This window comes from Inhella sp. (assembly GCF_041912635.1).
Lineage (GTDB): Bacteria > Pseudomonadota > Gammaproteobacteria > Burkholderiales > Burkholderiaceae_C > Inhella.
Map to the genome: position 1 here is coordinate 40,792 of NZ_JAYRMO010000009.1, position 16,981 is coordinate 57,772.

Sequence of the window (16,981 nt, forward strand, 5' to 3'; positions counted from 1 at the left end):
TCTTCGCGATGGCAGCATGCGCCGCGACCTCGCCTTGCCGGATGAGCTGGCCTGGAGCGAGGCGCAGATCGAGCAGTCCTTCCTGGCCACCTGGGCCCAGCGCCCACCCGGCCCCGTGTGGGTGTTCGGCTACGGCTCGCTGATCTGGAACCCGCTGCTGCACTGGGACGCCCAGCACAACGCCCGGCTGGAGGGCTGGCACCGCAGCTTCTGCCTGCGCTCCGTGGCCGGGCGCGGCCGGCCCGAGAACCCCGGCCGCCTGCTGGCCTTGCGCGCCGGTGGTGCGGTGGATGGCGTGGCCCTGCGCCTGGTGGAGGCCGACATCGAGACCGAGCTGCGCCTGCTGTGGGCGCGTGAGATGAGCACCGGCTGCTACCGGCCGGCCTGGGTGCATGTGCAACTGCAGGACGGACCGACGCTGCCGGCCCTGACCTTTCTGGGCCTGCCCGAGCACCCCCTCTACGAGGCCGATGCCGAGCCCGCCACCGTGGCCGGCCCGATCGCCCGCGCCACCGGCGCCTTTGGCTCCAACCTCGATTACCTGCACCAGCTGGCCCAGGCCCTGCGGGCCCGCGGCCTGCACGACCCCTATGTCGAGGCCGTGCTGGAGGCGGTGGGGCGACGCTGAATTGGCCCCGAGGGACCTGTTCAGCGTTGCCGCTACTTCGCCATCACCACATTCCACGGGCTGTCGGCCTGGATGAAGAACACGGCCTCCGCCTTGCCCTCGACCTTGGCGATGTGCGGCGCCTTCTGGGTCAACGCAAAGTAGGCGCCCGGGCCCAGCTTGTGGTCCTTGCCACCGGTGCTCAGCGTGATGCTGCCCGAGAGAACTGTGACGTAATGGTCGGCATCGTGGTGGTGCAGCGGCGTCACCAGGCCGACCGGGTACTTGAGGAAAAAGCGGCTGGCGCCCTTGTCCATGTCGCCCGACACCACCGCCGCCTTGATCCCGTTGCCCATGTCCTTCCATTTCAGCTCGGCCGGGGTGTGGACGACCGAATCGGCTGGGGCCAGCAGGGGCAGCGCCATCAGGCCCGCCGCCGCCATCGAACGAAGCCATGCTTGGGTGGAAGCCATCGCGTTCTCCTTGGGTCGGGGTTGAGGGGCCTTCCTCGGCTTGCCGGGCCGCGCCTAGTCAACAGGCGCCAGACCGGCCGGGGCAGGTCAGCGCCGATTGTGGGCGTCTGGGCCGGGCAGAGCCAGTGCCGGCGTCAGCCCGCAATTTTGCTGATCTGCACGCTGACGATCTGCCAGATGCCATTCCGCCGCACATACACATCGATGTAGCGGTAATGGCTCTCGAAGGCCTTGCCGGCGTAGCGGCCGCGCATGCGCGTGCGGCCGCTGAGCAGCGCGACCTCGCCGTACAGGCGGATCTCGAAGTCCTCGACCCTGTAGGGGTCGATCTGCAGCTGCGGGTCGAGCAGGCCGGCGACGAAGCTGGCCTTGTCCTCCAGATTGCCGGCGCCGTCGATCTGGCGGAAGTCCGCCGCCATATTCGCTTCGATCGCGGCGCGGTCTTTGGCCACGATGGCCTGGTCCCAGCGGTCGGCCTGGGCCTTCAGCAGGGCGCGGGTGGCTTCATCGGTGGGGCCGGCGGCGCCGGCCGGGGCCAGCAGGGTCAGGCCCAGCAGGGCGGTCAGGGCTTGTGCGCGGTTCATGGGGGCCTGCGGTGCGGCGGAAGAACAAGGGCGCGCAGTGTGCCGGCAAGCGGGCCAACCGCATGTACAGACGCGCGCCAATGGGTTAGAACGGGATCCATCCCCTGCCTGACGAGGCCTTTATGGAACATGTCGAACTTTCGATGGGGCACCCCACCACCGGCTCGCCCTGCCAGTGCTCGGTGTGGATCGTTTCCCGCCATGCCACGCAGGGCGGTGCCGAGGTGACCTGGCACGCCAAGGTGCGCGAGCAAGGTCAGGCCGAGCGTGAGTTCGGCCTGCGCCACACCGAGCTGATGGAAGGCGCGCTGCTGCTGCCGCCCGAGGTGCTGGCCAAGAGCCTGCTGACGCAGAGCCTGGCTTCCTGATCAGCTGACGCAGCCGCGTGCGTCGACGGGCCAGACGGCTTCGACGACGCCGCGCTCCAGCCCGCCGCGCACGGCGATCAGCTGCGCGTGCAGGTTCACGGTGGGGTCGCAATGGCCGGGCACCAGCCAGACGGCGGCACCCGGCTGCGGCAGGCCCGCGCCGCGCAGGATGCAGTGCTCGTCGCCACCGTTCTGCACGCTCCAGCTCGGCCCCCAGACGCGCGGCAGGCCGGAGTCGATGGCATGGCTCTTGTGGCCGGCATCCAGCACCGCATGCTCGGCCCCGCGGCTGATGACCTGGCTCTTGACGAACAGCGCCTGCTCGAAGCGCGGCGCATCGGCATCCCGCTCGTTGTCGGCGTAGTCGCGGTCCATGAAGGCATAGCTGCCGCATTGCAGCTCGCCCCACAGGCCGCTGGCGGCCTCATGCACGAAGCTGCCGGTGCCTGCGCCCGTCACCAGCGGGCAGGCGATGCCCAGGCGCTCCAGGCTGGCCAGGGCGCTGCGCACGGCCGCCGCGGCCTGCTCAATCGCCGCCGCGCGTTCGGCCGGGCTGCGCAAATGCTGGGCCTTGCCCTGGTAGGCCTGCAGGCCGGCAAAGCGCAGGCCGGCGGCACGCAGCGCGGCGGCCAGGGCGCCGGCCTGCTCGGGCGCCACGCCGCAGCGGCCCTGGCCCACATCAATTTCGACGAACACATCCAGCGTGCTGCCGGCCGTTCGCAGGGCCTCGGCCAGGCGCTGCGCGCCCAGCAGCGAATCCACCGCGATGGCCAGCTTCACGCGCCGCGCCAGCGCTGCCACGCGGGCCAGCTTGGCGGGGTCGATGACCTCGTTGCTGATGTACAGGTCGTCGAGGCCGGCGGCGGCCAGCGCCTCCGCCTCGCTGGTCTTCTGCACGCACAGACCCACCGCCCCGGCCTGCAGCTGCAGGCGCGCCACGGCGGCGCTCTTGTGCATCTTGGCGTGCGGCCGCAGGCGCAGCCCGCGCTCGCGCGCAAAGGCGGCGAGGGTGGCGATGTTGCGTTCCAGTGCGTCCAGGTCAACGACCAGGGCGGGCGTGTCGAGGGTGGCGACGGGGTCGCCGGCGTGGCAGTGGGGGTGGGTCATGGGGCGTTCAGGGGGCAGGCGGCATGCCATCAGTCCGGGTCCTTGGCGAAAGCCTGGCAGCCCGCAGGCAGCTGCACCCAGCCATGGCGCCGGCTGTCGTAGACCGAGAAGCGGGGCGGTGGAAAGTCGGGGTCGGCGAAGGCGCCGACGGCCACGCTGACCGAGCCGCTGTCCACCCCCTCTTCGGTGTGGAACAGGTTCGTGCCGCAGACCGGACAGAAGCGGAAACGAAAGCGCGCGCCCTGGTCGCCCTGGCGCACGAACTCGCTGGCTTGGCCCTGCACCTCGTAGGGGCCGGCAAAGGCCGCCAGCGCGGCAAAGACCGAGCCGGTGCGGCGCTGGCAGGCCAGGCAATGGCAGAGCCCGACGACGCGCGGTTCGCCCCGCACGGTGATGCGCAGCTGGCCGCAGCTGCAGTGGGCGGTGCGCTCGCTCATTCGTTCAGCGCGTCCAGCTTCAACGCATGCATATGCCCCAGCCAGAGCGCGCTGTCGCGGTGGTCGCGCAGGCCGTCGTCGGTGTTGGGGTGGATGAAGAGGTCCAGGCCGCCATGGTTCAGTACCAGCCAGCTCAGCACGAAGCCGAACTGCGCGGGGGTGATCGCCAGCTCGTAGCTGCCCTGCGGGTGCGGGCCCACCGGGCCTTCGTTGAAGCGGCCGATGCGCACGCGCTCGCTCAGCTCGGTGGCGATGCGTGCACGCAGCGCCCAGGCGCGCTCACGGCGCGCGGCGTCGAAGTAGACATGGGCGTGCCAGTCGCGGATCTGCTGCGGGTCGAGGGCGCTCATGGGTCAGCTGCCCGAAGGAGGCGGCAGCAAGGCCTCGATCGCCGCCACATCCACCGCATCCCGCTGCCCGGGCTGCATGAACTGTGCTGCGAACTCGTCCCACAGCCGGCTGTGCAGGAAGTAGCGGAACAGCTCGGTGTCCAGGTGCTGGTCCTTGCACATGAAGGCCATGATCTTCAGGGTCTCGGTCAGGGTCTTGGGGGCCTTGTAGGGGCGGTCGGCGGCGGTCAGGGCTTCGAACACATCGGCCAGGGCCATCACGCGGTCTTCGACCGTCAGCTGCGCCGCGGCGAGCTTGCGCGGGTAGCCCTTGCCGTCGAGCTTCTCGTGGTGCGTGGCGGCCAGTTCGGGCACGCGTTCCAGTTCGGCCGGCCAGGGCAGGCCTTTGAGCATCACGTAGGTCTGCACGATGTGGTCGTTGATCTTGAAGCGGTCCTCGTCCGTCAGCGTGCCGCGGCGCACGCTGAGGTTGTGCAGCTCGCCCTGGTGCTGCTGCTGGGCGGGCAGCTGCATGTCGAAGCCGTAGCGGTTGCGCGGGTCGGCCGCGGCCACCGGCGGGCGCTGGGGGCCCCAGGGCACGATGTGTTCGGGGCGGTCGGCCAGCAGGGGCTCGGTGGCGGGCAGGGTGGGGGGCTCGGGGCGGGCCTGCTGCAGGCGGCGCGTTTCCTCGGCGGACAGGCCGAGGCGGTCGTCGAAGTGGCGCTGCCAGGTTTGCGTGGCGATTCGGTGCAGGCGCTCGATGGTGGCGTCGGCCATGAACTCGCCGCCGACATTGCAGCCGGCCACGAAGGCGCAATCCTGCTGCAGCTGGGCGTGGTGTTCGGCCAGCTGCGCGGGGCTGAGCTCGCCGCGCAGCTGGGCGATGGTCGTGTCACGGTGCAGCACCTCAAAGCGGGTGCGGATCTCGTGGATGCGGTTGTGGATGAGCTCCAGCTTGGTGGCCTTGTCGACGATGTGCTCGGGGCTGGTGACCTTGCCGCAGTCGTGCAGCCAGGCGCCGAGGCGGAAGGCATAGCGCTCTGCTTCGCTGAGCCGGTAGCCGGCGTAGGGGCCCTGCGCTTCAGCGCAGAGCCGGTCCACCAGGGCGATGGCGAGCTGGGGCACGCGTTCGCAATGCCCGCCGGTATAGGGGCTCTTGGCGTCGATGGCGTCGGCCATCAGGCGGATCACGGCGTCGAACAGCTGGCGCTGGGCCTTGATGAGCTGGCGCGTCTCGATGGCCAGGGCCAGCATGCCGCTGAGCTGGCGCGCGAAGTGCAGGAAGGCCGGGTCCTCGTGCTCGTCGTGCGCGGGGAATTCGAGCAGCAGCAGGCCTTGCAGGCGGCCGTCGCGGCCGTGCAGCTCCAGCGCCAGCTGTTCGCGCCCGGCGGGCAGCTCGCGCGGCGGGTGCGGGTGGGTGAACTGCGCGGGCAGGGGGGCGAGCAGGCCGCCGGCCTGGGCGGCGTGCTGCATCTGCTGGGCCTGGTGATCCCAAAGACAAACCTGGGCGCCATCGCAATGCGTGGCCTGCACCAGCTGCTCCAGCACCTGCTGCAGCATGCGCTCGGTCTCGGGCTCGCTGGCCATCTGCTGGCTCAGGCGCAGAAAGGCCTCGATGGTGCGGCCCATGTGCTCGATGGCCTGGTGCAACTGGTTGACCTCGCGCACCCGCGACTGGCGCATCGGCGTGGTGGCGAAATCGAAGCGCACCAGACGCTGGGTGCGCTGGCTCAGGCGGTCCAGCCGGCGCGCCAGCGTGGAGCCGGCCCACCAGCCAATGGGCAGCAGCAGCAGGGCCAGGCCGACGGCGATCCAGCGCGCGCGGTAGGCGCGGGCGCGGGCCGGGGCGATCAGGTCCTCCAGCGGCGTCACGGCCATCAGCTGCAGGTGCGGGCCCAGGCCCACGTCGAACGGCACGCGGATGCCGACCCAGGGCTCGGCAGCGGTCTCGTCGGTATGGGCGCGGCCCGGTTCCAGCTGAGCCAGCGCGGGCAGGGCCTGCTGGCCCAGTTCGCCCAGGCCGGCCAGGCTCAGGCGGTCGCCGTCCTGCAGCACCTGGCGGTGCGGCTCGCTGTAGGCCAGCACGCGCTGTTGGGCATCCACCAGGGCCAGCTGCGTGCCGGGCGTGAGCCGCTGCGTGCCCAGGGTGCGCGACAGATCGCTGAGCAGCAGATCCGCCCCCACCACGGCATGGCCGGCGCGGGCGCGCTGGCTCAGCGTCAGGCCGGGCGAGCGCGTGGTGAAGAACAGATAGGGCGGGCTGATGGCCATACCCGGGGCCTGCAGCGCCGCCGCCCACCAGGGCCGCGTGCGCGGGTCGAAGCGGTAGTCGGGCAGCTCGCGGGTGCGCAGCATCTGCGTCTGCTCATCCAGCTCGTGGTAGCGGCCGATCGCCTGGCCATCGGCCCCCACCGTCATGCTCTGCAGCAGGTAGCGGGCCTCGGGCAGGGTCTTGAACTGCTGGCGTTCGGCCTCGTTGCGCAGGGGGCGGGCGAGGATGAAGTCGCCGTTGTCATAGCCCACGTACAGCGCGGCCAGCAGGGGGTTGGCCTCCAGTTCGGCCGTTAGCACATAGCTGCGGCTCAGGCGCTCGGCCAGGCCGGCGGCGCTGCTCAGCGGGTCGAAGCCGATCTGCCGCACCACGCTGCTGCTGGGCTGCAGCAGCCGGCGCGTGCGCTCCTCGATGAGCACGCTGGCGGCCTGCGCGCTGCGCTGGGCTTCCTGCGCAAAGCGGTCGCGCGCCATCCACACATTGATGCCGAGCTGCAGGCTGGCCATCAGGGCCATGCAGGCCACCACCAGCGAGGCCAGCCAGAGGCGCAGGCCCAGGCCGCGGCGCAGGCCTTGGGTGAGATTTTTTAGTGCAGCCATGGTGCGGGCCAGTCTAGGCGCGCCGGCTGCTGGGTCGGCTACTCCGGACGCAGGACCTGCCAGGGTCGGCGCCAGTCCGGCGGGCGGTGGCCGGGCGCCGAGGCCCAGCTGGTGCGGTGCACCTGCCAGCCTCGGCCCTGCGGGCGCAGCAGCCAGAAGTCGGTCTGCCCCGTCACCTCCAGCACGCTGCCGCCCGGGGGCAGCTCCATCGGGTCCAGCAGCAGGCGCACCGCATGGGCCTGGCCGTCGATCTCGATGCGGTCGCCCTGCAAGCACCAGCGCGCCCCTTGGCCGCTGCGGTAGCAGCCGTGCAGCAGGCGTTCGGCGTAGGGCGCGGGCGGGGCGCTTTGCGGCCCGGCCACGCGCGTGAAGCGGCTGTGTGCGGGCATGCCCAGGTGCCGCATGTGCAGGCTCACGCGCTCGCCGTCGAAGCGCAGGCAGCCGGGGCCGAACTCATCCTCCAGACGGCCTGCCTCGTGCCAGCGCAGGCTCAGCAGCACCTCGCCCTGCGGCGTGATCTGCAGCTCGGTGGCGCCGGTCGGGGCCTGCACGGCCAAGTCCCAGCGGCGCGTGCGGGTCAGCGTGGCCAGCAGGTCGTCGGCGGCGTAGCGGCCGGCGTGGGCGCGCAGGGCCTCGCGCTCGTGGCTGCACAGGGTGTCGGCCTGGGCCGTGCCGGCCAACAGAAGAAGCAAGAGAAGGCGTTGCATGCCGGGCATCTTTCCATGCCGGCAAGGGCCCTGCGGCGATGAAGAAGCGTAGGCCGCGCGCCCGCGCGGTCCAATGCCCGCATGAATTCCGCGCGTGCCGCCCGCATCGGCCTGGCTTGCGCCCTGCTGGGCGCGATTGGCTTCTCGGGCAAGGCCATCATCATCAAGCTGGCCTACCGCCATGGCGTGGACGCCGTGACCCTGCTGATGTGGCGCATGCTGCTGGCGCTGCCGCTCTTTCTGGCCCTGGCCTGGTGGGCCGGGCGCGACCGGCCGGCGCTCAACGCGCGCGATTGGCGCGACATCGGCCTGCTCGGCTTCACCGGCTACTACCTCGCCAGCTTTCTGGACTTCGCCGGCCTGCAATACATCAGCGCTTCGCTGGAGCGGCTCATCCTTTACTTGAACCCCACCCTGGTGCTGCTGATGGGCGTGCTGTTCCTGGGTCAGCGTGCCAGCCGTGCGCAGCTGCTGGCACTGGGCCTCAGCTACGCCGGCATCCTGATCGTGTTCGCGCAGGAGCTGCACTTCGAGGGGCGCAGCACGCTCATCGGTGCGGCCCTGGTGCTGGGCAGTGCGCTCAGCTATGCGGTCTACCTGGTGCACAGCGGCCAGGTGCTCAAGCGCCTGGGCGCGCTGCGCCTCACCGGCCTGGCCACCAGCGTGGCCTGCGGGCTGTGCATCCTGCAGTTCCTGCTGCTGCGCCCGGTCGAGGCCGCCTTCGTGCCCGCGCCGGTGTTCTGGCTTTCGCTGCTGAATGCCACCGCCTGCACCTTTGCGCCGGTGCTGCTGGTGATGCTGGGCATCGAGCGCATCGGGGCGGCGCGTGCCGCCCAGACCGGCATGGTGGGGCCCATGAGCACCCTGCTGATGGGCGTGGTGCTGCTGGATGAGCCCCTGACGCCGACCGTGCTGATTGGCACGGCCCTGGTGTTGGCCGGGGTGGCGGTGCTGGCACGGCGTCGTTAGGCTGTGGACATGCCCCGTGCCCTTGCCCTGAATACCGCCAAAGTCGCCCTGCTGCCCCTGCTGCTTTGGCAGGCCGTGCAGGTGCGGCGCCGTGCGCTTGAACTGCCCGAGGCCGCCGGCCCGCGCCGCGCCAAGGTGCGCCCGCCGCGGGCGCGTGAGGCCACGCCGCTGCGCGTGCTGCTGGTGGGCGATTCCTCCGCCGCCGGCGTGGGCGTGCGCGAGCAGTCGGAGGCGCTGGCCGGCCAGTTCGCCACCGCCCTGGCCGAGGAGCTGGGCCGGCCCGTGCACTGGCAGCTGCTGGCCCGCACCGGCCACACCAGCGGCGAGGCCCTGCAGCATGTGCGCGACACCCTGCTGGCACCGGCCGATGTGCTGGTCACCGCGCTGGGCGTGAACGACGTGGTGCGCCAGGTACCGCCCGAGCGCACGCTGCAGCAGCTGCAGGACCTGCACGCCGAGGCCGTGGCGCGCGCCGGCGTGCGCTACTGGGTGCACAACGCGGCACCGCCGATGCAGGAGTTCCCCCTGCTGCCCAGCCCGCTGCGCTGGGTGCTGGGCAGCCAGGCCGAACTGCTCAACCAGCAACTGGCCCAGACCCTGGGCGACCAGCTGGACCGCGGCCTGATGCGCACACCGGCCCGCCTGGCCGGCGCGGCCGCCGCCGAGCTGATGGCCGAGGACGGCTTCCACCCCGGTGCCGGCGGCTATGCGCTCTGGGGCCGCCAGCTGGCCGAGCATGTGGCGCGGCGCTGGCGGCGCATCGAGCGGGCTTAAATGACGTTCGTTTCGAGGTAAGGCTCGCCGCGCCGCAGGCGCTCGGGGCTCAGTGGGCTCAGGTCCAGGCTTTGATAGGCACCGGTGGCCAGCCATTCGGCCAGCCCGCGCCCCACACCCGGGGCGTGCTGCAGGCCATGACCGGAGAAGCCGCAGGCCATCAGCAGGTTCGGGCATTCGTCGAACGCGCCGACCAGGCCGTTATGGTCGAAGTCGTTCATCTCGTAGTAGCCGGCCCAGGCGCGGCCCGGGCGCAGGCTCTCGAAGCCGGGCACGCGCGCGGCCAGGGCGGGCCAGAGCCGTTCCTCGAACAGATCGGCCTCGGGGTCGAGCGGCAGGCCGGGGGTGTCGTCCAGCGGCGTGCCGCCGCAGATGAACTGACCGGCTGCGCCCTCGGGGCGGAACCACAGGCCGCTGGGGTCGATCAGCAGCGGCGCCAGCGGCGCCGTCTCGGGGCTGTGGAAGGCATAGACGCTGCGGCGGCGGGCGCTGACGGGGATGTCGAGCCTGGCCGTGGCTGCCAGCGGGGCCGACCAGGCGCCGCAGGCCAGCACGAAGTGCTCGGCCTTCAGGGCACCGAGGCTGCTGTGCACGGCGGCCAGGCTGCCGTCGGCATGACGTTCCAAGCTGTGGGCGTCGCCCTTCAGGAATTCGACGCCAGCGGCGCGGGCGCGCTCGCGCAGGCTCATCAGGAGGCCCCAGCCGTCAAACCAGCCTTCGCCCTGCTCGCCCCAGGTGCCCAGCTCAATGTCGTCGAGCTGCAGCCAGGGCCAGCGGGCCCGCAGCGCGGCGCGGTCCAGCAGCCGCACGGCGGCACCTAGGCGCTGCTGCTCGGCCTGCAGCGCGGCCAGCGCGGGCGCCTGCGCGGGCCCGGCCAGGTAGAGGTAGCCGCGCTCCACCAGCGCGGCCGCCGGCCCGGCGGCGCGCAGCACCTGCAGGCCGAACTGCGAGAGCGCGATGTTCAGCGGCGTGCTGAACTGCTGGCGGATGGACGCGGCCGAGAGCGCCGAGGACGCCTGCGCGTAGCTGGGGTCGCGCTCCAGCACGCGGATGCGGCCGCGCCAGTCCGGCCGCTCGGCCAGGTAGGCGGCCACGGCGCAGCCCAGCGCGCCGCCGCCCAGGATCAGCACGCTCATGCGCTCAGGCGTGGTTGAACACGCGCGGCTTGCCCTGCTCGTCGATGGCGACGAAGGTCAGCTCGGCGTCGGTGACCTTCACCACTTCCGGGTTCTCGGGGTTGCGCTCGGCAAACACCTCAACCTGCAGGGTGATGGACGTGCGGCCGACGCGCAGCACGCGCGAATAGAAGCTCAGCAGATCGCCCACGCTGACGGGCTGCTTGAAGATGAATTCCTTCACCGCCACGGTGGTGACGCGACCGCGCGTGAGCCGCGTGGGCAGCACCGAGGCGGCCAAGTCGACCTGCGCCATGATCCAGCCGCCAAAGATGTCGCCATTGGCGTTCGCATCGGCGGGCATGGGGATGACGCGCAACACCAGCTCGCGTTCGCTGGGCAGGTGGGCGGGGTCGATGACGGGGCGGACCGGTTCGTTCATGGCGGGCAAGACCCTGGTGGAAACCCGGGGATTGTGCGGGCAGTCCGAGAATGCCGCCTCTCTCATGCGCAGAACCGTCCTTACCGAGCCCCCGCCGCAGCGGCGCGACCGCCAGACCCTGGCCAAGCTGCTGCCCTACTTCTGGCAGTACCGCTGGCGCGTGGCGCTGGCGCTGGCCTTCATGGTGGGCGCCAAGCTGGCCAATGTGGGCGTGCCCCTGCTGCTCAAGCGCCTGGTGGACGGGCTCAACGGCGCCGCGGCCAACCCGGCCTTCGTCATCCCGCTCGGCCTGCTGCTGGCCTACGGCGGATTGAGGTTGTGCACCTCGCTCTTCACCGAGCTGCGCGAGCTGATCTTCGCCAAGGCCACCGAGGGCGCGGCGCGCCAGGTCTCGCTGCAGGTGTTCCGGCATCTGCACGACCTGAGCCTGCGCTTCCACCTGGAGCGCCAGACCGGCGGCATGACGCGCGACATCGAGCGCGGCACGCGCGCCGTGCATGCGCTCATCAGCTACTCGCTCTACAGCATCCTGCCCACGCTCATCGAGGTGGCGCTGGTGCTGACCCTGCTGGCCACGCAGTTCGACGCGGCGTTCGCGCTCATCACCGGCGTGGCGCTGGTGCTCTACATCGGCTTCACCATCACCGTCACCGAGTGGCGCACCCAGTTCCGCCGCCAGCTCAACGAGCTCGATTCGGCCGCGCACACCCAGGCCATCGACTCGCTCTTGAACTACGAGACGGTGAAGTATTTCGGCCAGGAAGACTTCGAGGCGCGCCGCTACGACCGTGCCCTCGAAACCCTGCGCCGTGCCCAGCTGAAGAGCCAGACCACGCTCTCGCTGCTCAACACCGGGCAGCAATTCATCATCGGCGTGGCCCTGGTGCTGATGCTCTGGCGCGCCACCGAGGGCGTGGTGGCCGGGCGCCTGAGCCTGGGTGATCTGGTGATGATCAACGCCTTCATGATCCAGCTCTACATCCCGCTCAACTTCCTGGGCGTGCTGTACCGCGAGATCAAGCAGAGCCTGACCGATCTGGACAAGATGTTCGGCCTGCTGGAAAAGCCGCGCGAGGTGGCCGACGCGCCCGAGGCGCGCGACCTGCGGGTGCAGGGCGGTGCCGTGCGCTTCGAGGACGTGCACTTCGCCTACGACCCGGCGCGGCCCGTGCTCAAGGGCGTCAGCTTCGAGATCCCGGCCGGCAAAAAGCTCGCCGTGGTGGGCCCCAGCGGTTCGGGCAAGAGCACGCTGGCGCGCTTGCTGTTCCGCTTCTACGACGTGCAGGGTGGGCGCGTGCTGATCGACGGCCAGGACATCCGCGCGGTGAGCCAGCACTCGCTGCGCGCCGCGCTGGGCATCGTGCCGCAGGATTCCGTGCTGTTCAACGACACCCTGGCCTACAACATCGGCTACGCGAAAGAGGGCGCCAGCGAGGCCGAGATCGAGGCCGCCGCCCAGGCCGCGCGCCTGCACGAGTTCGTGGCCAGCACGCCGCTGGGCTACCAGACCCGCGTGGGCGAGCGCGGCTTGAAACTGAGCGGAGGCGAGAAGCAGCGTGTGGCGATTGCCCGCACCCTGCTGAAGGACCCGCCGATCCTGATCTTCGACGAGGCCACCTCAGCGCTCGATTCGCACAACGAACGTGCCATCCAGGCGCAGCTTGATGCCGTGGGCCGCAACAAGACCGTGCTGGTGATCGCGCACCGGCTTTCCACCATCGTCGACGCCGATGAGATCCTGGTGCTGGAGGCCGGCCGAGTGGTGGAGCGCGGCCGCCACGCCGACTTGCTGGCGCGTGGCGGGGCGTACGCTCGCATGTGGCAGATCCAGGCAAATTCCCACAAAGACCATGGAAACCAAATGGCTTGAAGACTTCGTCAGCCTGGCCGAGACGCGCAGCTTCTCGCGCTCGGCTCAAGGGCGGCATGTCACCCAGCCGGCGTTCTCGCGCCGCATCCAGGCGCTTGAAGCCTGGGCCGGCATGGACCTGGTGGACCGCAGCTCCTACCCGACGCGGCTCACTCCCGCGGGCGAAACCCTGCTGGGCCAGGCGCAGGAAATCCTGGCGCAGCTGCAGGCCACCCGCAACATGCTGCGCAGCCACCAGAGCGGCGGGCAAGACATGGTCGAGTTCGCGGTGCCGCACTCGCTCGCCTTCAGCTTCTTCCCGCATTGGTTGATGGAGCTGCGCAAGCAGCTCGCGCCGTTCAAGAGCCGGCTCAATGCCCTGAACGTGCACGACGCCGTGCTGCAGCTCAGCGAAGGCCATTGCGACCTGCTGCTGGCCTATTACCACCCGAGCCAGCCCTTGCAGCTTGACCCCGAGCGTTTCGAGATGCTGAGCGTCGGGAATGACACCCTGGCCGCCTTCGCGCGGCCCGACCCCGAGGGCCAGGCGATGTTCCGCCTGCCTGGCCACAAGGGCCAGAAGATCCCCTTCCTGGCCTATGCCGAAGGGGCGTATCTGGGCCGGCTGGTGGAGATCATCGTCAAGGATGCCGGCATGCCCCTGCACCTGGACCCCTGCTACGAAACCGACATGGCCGAAGGCCTGAAGGCCATGGCCATCGAGGGCCATGGCCTGGCCTTCCTGCCGGCCAGCTCGGTCAAGCGCGAGCTGCGCGCGCGCCGCCTGGTGCCCGCCGCGCCGCCGGGCGAGTTTGAGTTGCAGATCGCGCTGCGTCTCTACCGCGAGAAGCCAGAGTTGCGCAAGCGCGTCAAGCCGGCCGCCGCGGCGTTGTGGGAGAGTCTCACCACACGCTCCTCGGCCTGAAAAATGCGGTTTCCCGCCCGCTGAAAAACCCTTGGGTGGTTTGGATGCGGGAGCGCTGCCGCTATCGTTGCAGGATTCCCCCGAACCCATTCCCAAAGCAGGAGTTGACATGAAGACTTGGTTCCGACTTGGCGCCGTGGCGCTGGCCCTGACCGCGGTTTCCCTGGCCCAGGCCGACACGCTCAAGAAGATCAAGGACAGCGGCTCGGTGACCATGGGCGTGCGTGAATCCTCCGGCGCCCTGTCCTTCACCCTGGGTGACGGCAAGTACACCGGCTTTCATGTCGAGATCTGCGACCTGGTGCTGAAGGACATCCGCAAGCAGCTGGCCATGGACAGCATCGCCGTCAAGTACCAGCCCGTCACCTCGCAGAACCGCATCCCGCTGGTGCAGAACGGCAACGTCGACATCGAGTGCGGCTCCACCACCAACAACCAGACGCGCCAGAAGGACGTGGCCTTCGCCGTCACCACCTATGTGGAAGAGGTGCGCATCGCGGTCAAGGCCAACTCGGGCATCACCGGCATCGGCCAGCTGAACGGCAAGACCGTGGCCACCACCACCGGCACCACCAGCGTGCAGACCCTGCGCAAGCACGAGCGCGCCACCGGCGTGGATTTCAAGGAAATCTTCGGCAAGGACCACGCCGACAGCTTCCTGTTGCTGGAGAGCGGCCGTGCCGACGCCTTCGTGATGGACGGCTCCATCCTGGCCGGCAACATCGCCAAAGCCAAGAACCCGAACGACTTCAAGATCGTCGGCGAGGTGCTGTCGGTCGAGCCGATCGCCATCATGATGCGCAAGGACGACCCGGCCTTCAAGAAGGCCGTGGATGACTCCATCAAGGCCATGATGAAGAGCGGCCAGATCGCCAAGCTCTACGACAAGTGGTTCATGCAGCCCATCCCGCCGGCCAACACCCGCATCGGCCTGCCGGCCAGCGAGGCCACCAAGGCAGCTTGGGCCAACCCGAACGACAACCCCATGGAGTCGTACGCGAAGAAGTGATCGGGTCGCGACGGTGAATCTGACGGGCGCTCCCGGGCGCCCGTCGCTTTTTGGAGAGAGCCATGGCGTTTGAGTGGCGCGAGTTGTGGTGCAAGGACACGGTGGATGGCACCGTGGGCGCCTGTTTTGGCCAGGCCGGGGCGCAGACCTATCTGGACTGGCTGTTCTCGGCCTGGGGCTGGACCCTGGCGGTCAGCGCGATCGGTCTGGTGATCGCGCTGGTGCTGGGCAGCCTGATGGGGGTGCTGCGCACCACGCCGAACAAGGGCCTGGTGTTTGCCGGCAATGCCTGGACCGAGCTGTTCCGCAACATCCCCCTGATCGTCCAGCTCTTCCTCTGGTACTTCGTGTTGCCGGAGTTCCTGCCCTTCCTGAAGAGCATGCCGAGCTGGATGGTGGCGGCCATCGGCCTGGGCTTCTTCACCTCGGCGCGCATTTCCGAACAGGTGCGCGCCGGCATCCAGAGCATTCCGAAGGGCCAGACCTACGCCGGCCTGGCGATGGGCTTCACGCGCCTGCAGACCTACCGTTTCGTGCTGCTGCCGGTGGCCTTCCGTGTCGTCATCCCGCCGCTGACCAGCGAGGCCATGAGCATCGTCAAGAACAGCTCGGTGGCCTTTGCGCTCTCGGTGCTGGAGCTGACGCAGTTCGCGCGCCAGGTGGGTGAGGAAACCTCGCGCCCCACCGAGGTCTACGCCATGGTCACGCTGCTGTACTTCATCAGCGCGTTCAGCGTCTACCTGGTGGCCAGCCTGATCGAGCGTTGGGTCAAGGTGCCCGGCGTGGCGGGAGCGGCGCGATGAATCTCGACTTCAGTTTTCTGACGGCCGAGTTCCTGCAGGGCTTCGTCCTCAAGGGCCTGATCTTCTCGGTCACGCTCACGCTGGTGGCCATGGTGGGTGGCATCCTGCTGGGCACGGTGCTGGCGCTGATGCGGCTCTCGGGCAAGGCCTGGTTGGCCACGCCGGCGGCGGCGTATGTGAACCTGATGCGTTCCATCCCGCTGGTGATGGTGATCCTGTGGTTCTTCCTGCTCGTGCCCTTCCTCACCGGCCCGATCAGCGCCGAGGCCTCGGCCTACATCACCTTCACCCTGTTCGAGGCGGCCTACTACGCCGAGATCATGCGCGCCGGCATCCAGAGCGTGCCCAAGGGCCAGCAGCATGCCGGCTTCGCCCTGGGCATGAGCTATGGCCAGACCATGAGCCTGGTGGTGCTGCCGCAGGCCTTTCGCAACATGCTGCCGGTGCTGCTGACGCAGACCATCATCCTGTTCCAGGACACCTCGCTGGTCTACGCCATCGGCGCCTATGACCTGCTGAAGGGCTTCGAGGTGGCGGGCCGCAACTTCAACCGCCCGGTCGAGGCCTACCTGCTGGCCGCAGGCATCTACTTCGTCATCTGCTTCAGCCTCTCCATGCTGGTGAAGAAGCTGCAGGCCCGCATCGCGATCATTCGCTGAGGTTCCCCATGATCGACATCAAGAACGTCTCCAAGTGGTACGGCAGCTTCCAGGTGCTGACCGATTGCACGACCAGCATCCAAAAGGGCGAGGTGGTGGTGGTCTGCGGCCCCTCGGGCTCGGGCAAGAGCACGCTGATCAAAACCGTCAACGCGCTCGAACCGATCCAGCAGGGCGACATCGTCATCGACGGGCAATCCATCACCGCCGCCGGCACCAATTTGCCCAAGCTGCGCGCCCGCGTCGGCATGGTGTTCCAGCACTTTGAGCTGTTCCCGCACCTCAGCGTGACCGAGAACCTGACGCTGGCGCAGATCAAGGTGCTGGGCCGCAGCAAGGACGACGCGCTCAAGCGGGGCCTGAAGATGCTGGATCGCGTCGGCCTCTCGGCCCACAAGGACAAGTTTCCCGGTCAGCTCAGCGGCGGCCAGCAGCAGCGCGTGGCGATTGCGCGCGCGCTGTCGATGGACCCGATCGTGATGCTGTTCGACGAGCCCACCAGCGCGCTCGACCCCGAGATGGTCGGCGAGGTGCTGGACGTGATGGTGCAACTGGCCAACGAGGGCATGACCATGATGTGCGTGACGCACGAGATGGGCTTTGCCAAGAAGGTCAGCCACCGCGTCATCTTCATGGACGCCGGCAAGATCGTTGAGGACTGCAGCAAGGCCGATTTCTTCGGCAAGCCCGACGAGCGCAGCCCGCGCGCCAAGGACTTCCTCTCCAAGATCCTGCAGCACTGAAGCCCGAGCGAGCAGGGTCCTGAGGACTGAGTGGGACCGAGGAAGGTCCTGAGGACCTTCCGACGCCCACGAAGGTAGGCCGGCCTGCAAGCCGGCCGTCAGCCGTGTTCGAAGCCGGGCTTCAGGCCGGCCAACCGCCAAGCCGGCCATCAGCCGTGTTCGAAGCCGGGCTTCAGGCCGGCCAACCGCCAAGCCGACCGTCAGCCGTGT

General features: G+C 69.5%; 19 protein-coding genes. 10 read left to right on the plus strand and 9 right to left on the minus strand.

The window, feature by feature from the left end:
• The first annotated feature begins 16 nt into the window (after positions 1-16).
• Positions 17-628, plus strand: coding sequence for a gamma-glutamylcyclotransferase (locus ACE3QP_RS07105; RefSeq protein ID WP_374434770.1), 612 nt, complete (start codon positions 17-19; stop codon positions 626-628).
• Positions 629-660: 32 nt separating this feature from the next.
• Here ACE3QP_RS07105 and ACE3QP_RS07110 read toward each other — a convergent pair whose 3' ends face one another.
• Together ACE3QP_RS07110 and ACE3QP_RS07115 are read right to left on the minus strand one after the other, a co-directional pair.
• Positions 661-1,080: a cupin domain-containing protein gene (locus ACE3QP_RS07110; protein WP_374434771.1), complete on the minus strand. Its 420-nt coding sequence runs from the start codon at positions 1,078-1,080 to the stop codon at positions 661-663.
• A 134-nt stretch (positions 1,081-1,214) separates the two neighbouring features.
• A complete protein-coding gene (locus ACE3QP_RS07115) occupies positions 1,215-1,664 on the minus strand; it encodes a nuclear transport factor 2 family protein (RefSeq protein WP_374434773.1) in 450 nt (149 codons plus the stop codon).
• Between the two features lie 122 nt (positions 1,665-1,786).
• Here ACE3QP_RS07115 and ACE3QP_RS07120 point away from each other — a divergent pair, with 122 nt between their 5' ends.
• Positions 1,787-2,032, plus strand: a complete 246-nt coding sequence (locus tag ACE3QP_RS07120) for a hypothetical protein (RefSeq protein ID WP_374434775.1) — start codon at positions 1,787-1,789, stop codon at positions 2,030-2,032.
• Here the strand turns inward: ACE3QP_RS07120 and ACE3QP_RS07125 are convergent, their stop codons facing one another.
• From ACE3QP_RS07125 to ACE3QP_RS07145, 5 genes are read right to left on the minus strand one after another with little or no spacing between them, the layout of a single operon-like run.
• On the minus strand, positions 2,033-3,139 hold the full coding sequence (locus ACE3QP_RS07125; protein WP_374434777.1) for a DSD1 family PLP-dependent enzyme: 1,107 nt from the start codon (positions 3,137-3,139) through the stop codon (positions 2,033-2,035).
• A 29-nt stretch (positions 3,140-3,168) separates the two neighbouring features.
• Entirely contained in the window at positions 3,169-3,576 is a 408-nt protein-coding gene (locus ACE3QP_RS07130; protein ID WP_374434778.1) for a GFA family protein, read from the minus strand.
• Positions 3,573-3,926, minus strand: a complete 354-nt coding sequence (locus tag ACE3QP_RS07135; protein ID WP_374434780.1) for a DOPA 4,5-dioxygenase family protein — start codon at positions 3,924-3,926, stop codon at positions 3,573-3,575. Before ACE3QP_RS07135 ends, ACE3QP_RS07130 begins: the two co-directional genes overlap by 4 nt.
• Before the next feature lie 3 nt (positions 3,927-3,929).
• Complete coding sequence (locus tag ACE3QP_RS07140; RefSeq protein ID WP_374434781.1) at positions 3,930-6,776, minus strand: HD domain-containing phosphohydrolase; 2,847 nt, start codon at positions 6,774-6,776, stop codon at positions 3,930-3,932.
• A gap of 38 nt (positions 6,777-6,814) precedes the next feature.
• Positions 6,815-7,483: a hypothetical protein gene (locus tag ACE3QP_RS07145; protein ID WP_374434783.1), complete on the minus strand. Its 669-nt coding sequence runs from the start codon at positions 7,481-7,483 to the stop codon at positions 6,815-6,817.
• An 81-nt stretch (positions 7,484-7,564) separates the two neighbouring features.
• On the opposite strand from ACE3QP_RS07145, the gene ACE3QP_RS07150 reads away from it, so the two are divergent.
• Together ACE3QP_RS07150 and ACE3QP_RS07155 are read left to right on the plus strand one after the other, a co-directional pair.
• Positions 7,565-8,452: a DMT family transporter gene (locus tag ACE3QP_RS07150; protein ID WP_374434785.1), complete on the plus strand. Its 888-nt coding sequence runs from the start codon at positions 7,565-7,567 to the stop codon at positions 8,450-8,452.
• 9 nt (positions 8,453-8,461) lie between these two features.
• Positions 8,462-9,226 (plus strand): SGNH/GDSL hydrolase family protein, encoded by a 765-nt coding sequence (locus ACE3QP_RS07155; RefSeq protein WP_374434787.1) that lies wholly within the window; start codon positions 8,462-8,464, stop codon positions 9,224-9,226.
• Here the strand turns inward: ACE3QP_RS07155 and ACE3QP_RS07160 are convergent.
• Complete coding sequence (locus ACE3QP_RS07160) at positions 9,223-10,362, minus strand: NAD(P)/FAD-dependent oxidoreductase (protein ID WP_374434789.1); 1,140 nt, start codon at positions 10,360-10,362, stop codon at positions 9,223-9,225. The genes ACE3QP_RS07155 and ACE3QP_RS07160 overlap by 4 nt on opposite strands.
• 4 nt (positions 10,363-10,366) lie before the next feature.
• Positions 10,367-10,783: an acyl-CoA thioesterase gene (locus tag ACE3QP_RS07165; protein ID WP_374434791.1), complete on the minus strand. Its 417-nt coding sequence runs from the start codon at positions 10,781-10,783 to the stop codon at positions 10,367-10,369.
• A 64-nt stretch (positions 10,784-10,847) separates the two neighbouring features.
• On the opposite strand from ACE3QP_RS07165, the gene ACE3QP_RS07170 reads away from it, so the two are divergent.
• From ACE3QP_RS07170 to ACE3QP_RS07195, 6 genes are all read left to right on the plus strand, one after another.
• Complete coding sequence (locus ACE3QP_RS07170; protein WP_374434793.1) at positions 10,848-12,653, plus strand: ABC transporter ATP-binding protein/permease; 1,806 nt, start codon at positions 10,848-10,850, stop codon at positions 12,651-12,653.
• Positions 12,634-13,557: a LysR substrate-binding domain-containing protein gene (locus ACE3QP_RS07175; RefSeq protein WP_374434795.1), complete on the plus strand. Its 924-nt coding sequence runs from the start codon at positions 12,634-12,636 to the stop codon at positions 13,555-13,557. Before ACE3QP_RS07170 ends, ACE3QP_RS07175 begins: the two co-directional genes overlap by 20 nt.
• 109 nt (positions 13,558-13,666) lie before the next feature.
• The gene (locus ACE3QP_RS07180; protein ID WP_374434796.1) at positions 13,667-14,566 is read left to right on the plus strand and encodes an amino acid ABC transporter substrate-binding protein; all 900 of its coding nucleotides are present in this window, start codon (positions 13,667-13,669) and stop codon (positions 14,564-14,566) included.
• Positions 14,567-14,628: 62 nt separating this feature from the next.
• Positions 14,629-15,369 (plus strand): amino acid ABC transporter permease, encoded by a 741-nt coding sequence (locus tag ACE3QP_RS07185; RefSeq protein WP_374434798.1) that lies wholly within the window; start codon positions 14,629-14,631, stop codon positions 15,367-15,369.
• Positions 15,366-16,028, plus strand: coding sequence for an amino acid ABC transporter permease (locus ACE3QP_RS07190; protein WP_374434799.1), 663 nt, complete (start codon positions 15,366-15,368; stop codon positions 16,026-16,028). Before ACE3QP_RS07185 ends, ACE3QP_RS07190 begins: the two co-directional genes overlap by 4 nt.
• Before the next feature lie 8 nt (positions 16,029-16,036).
• Positions 16,037-16,771, plus strand: a complete 735-nt coding sequence (locus tag ACE3QP_RS07195) for an amino acid ABC transporter ATP-binding protein (protein ID WP_374434801.1) — start codon at positions 16,037-16,039, stop codon at positions 16,769-16,771.
• The last annotated feature ends 210 nt before the right edge of the window (positions 16,772-16,981 follow it).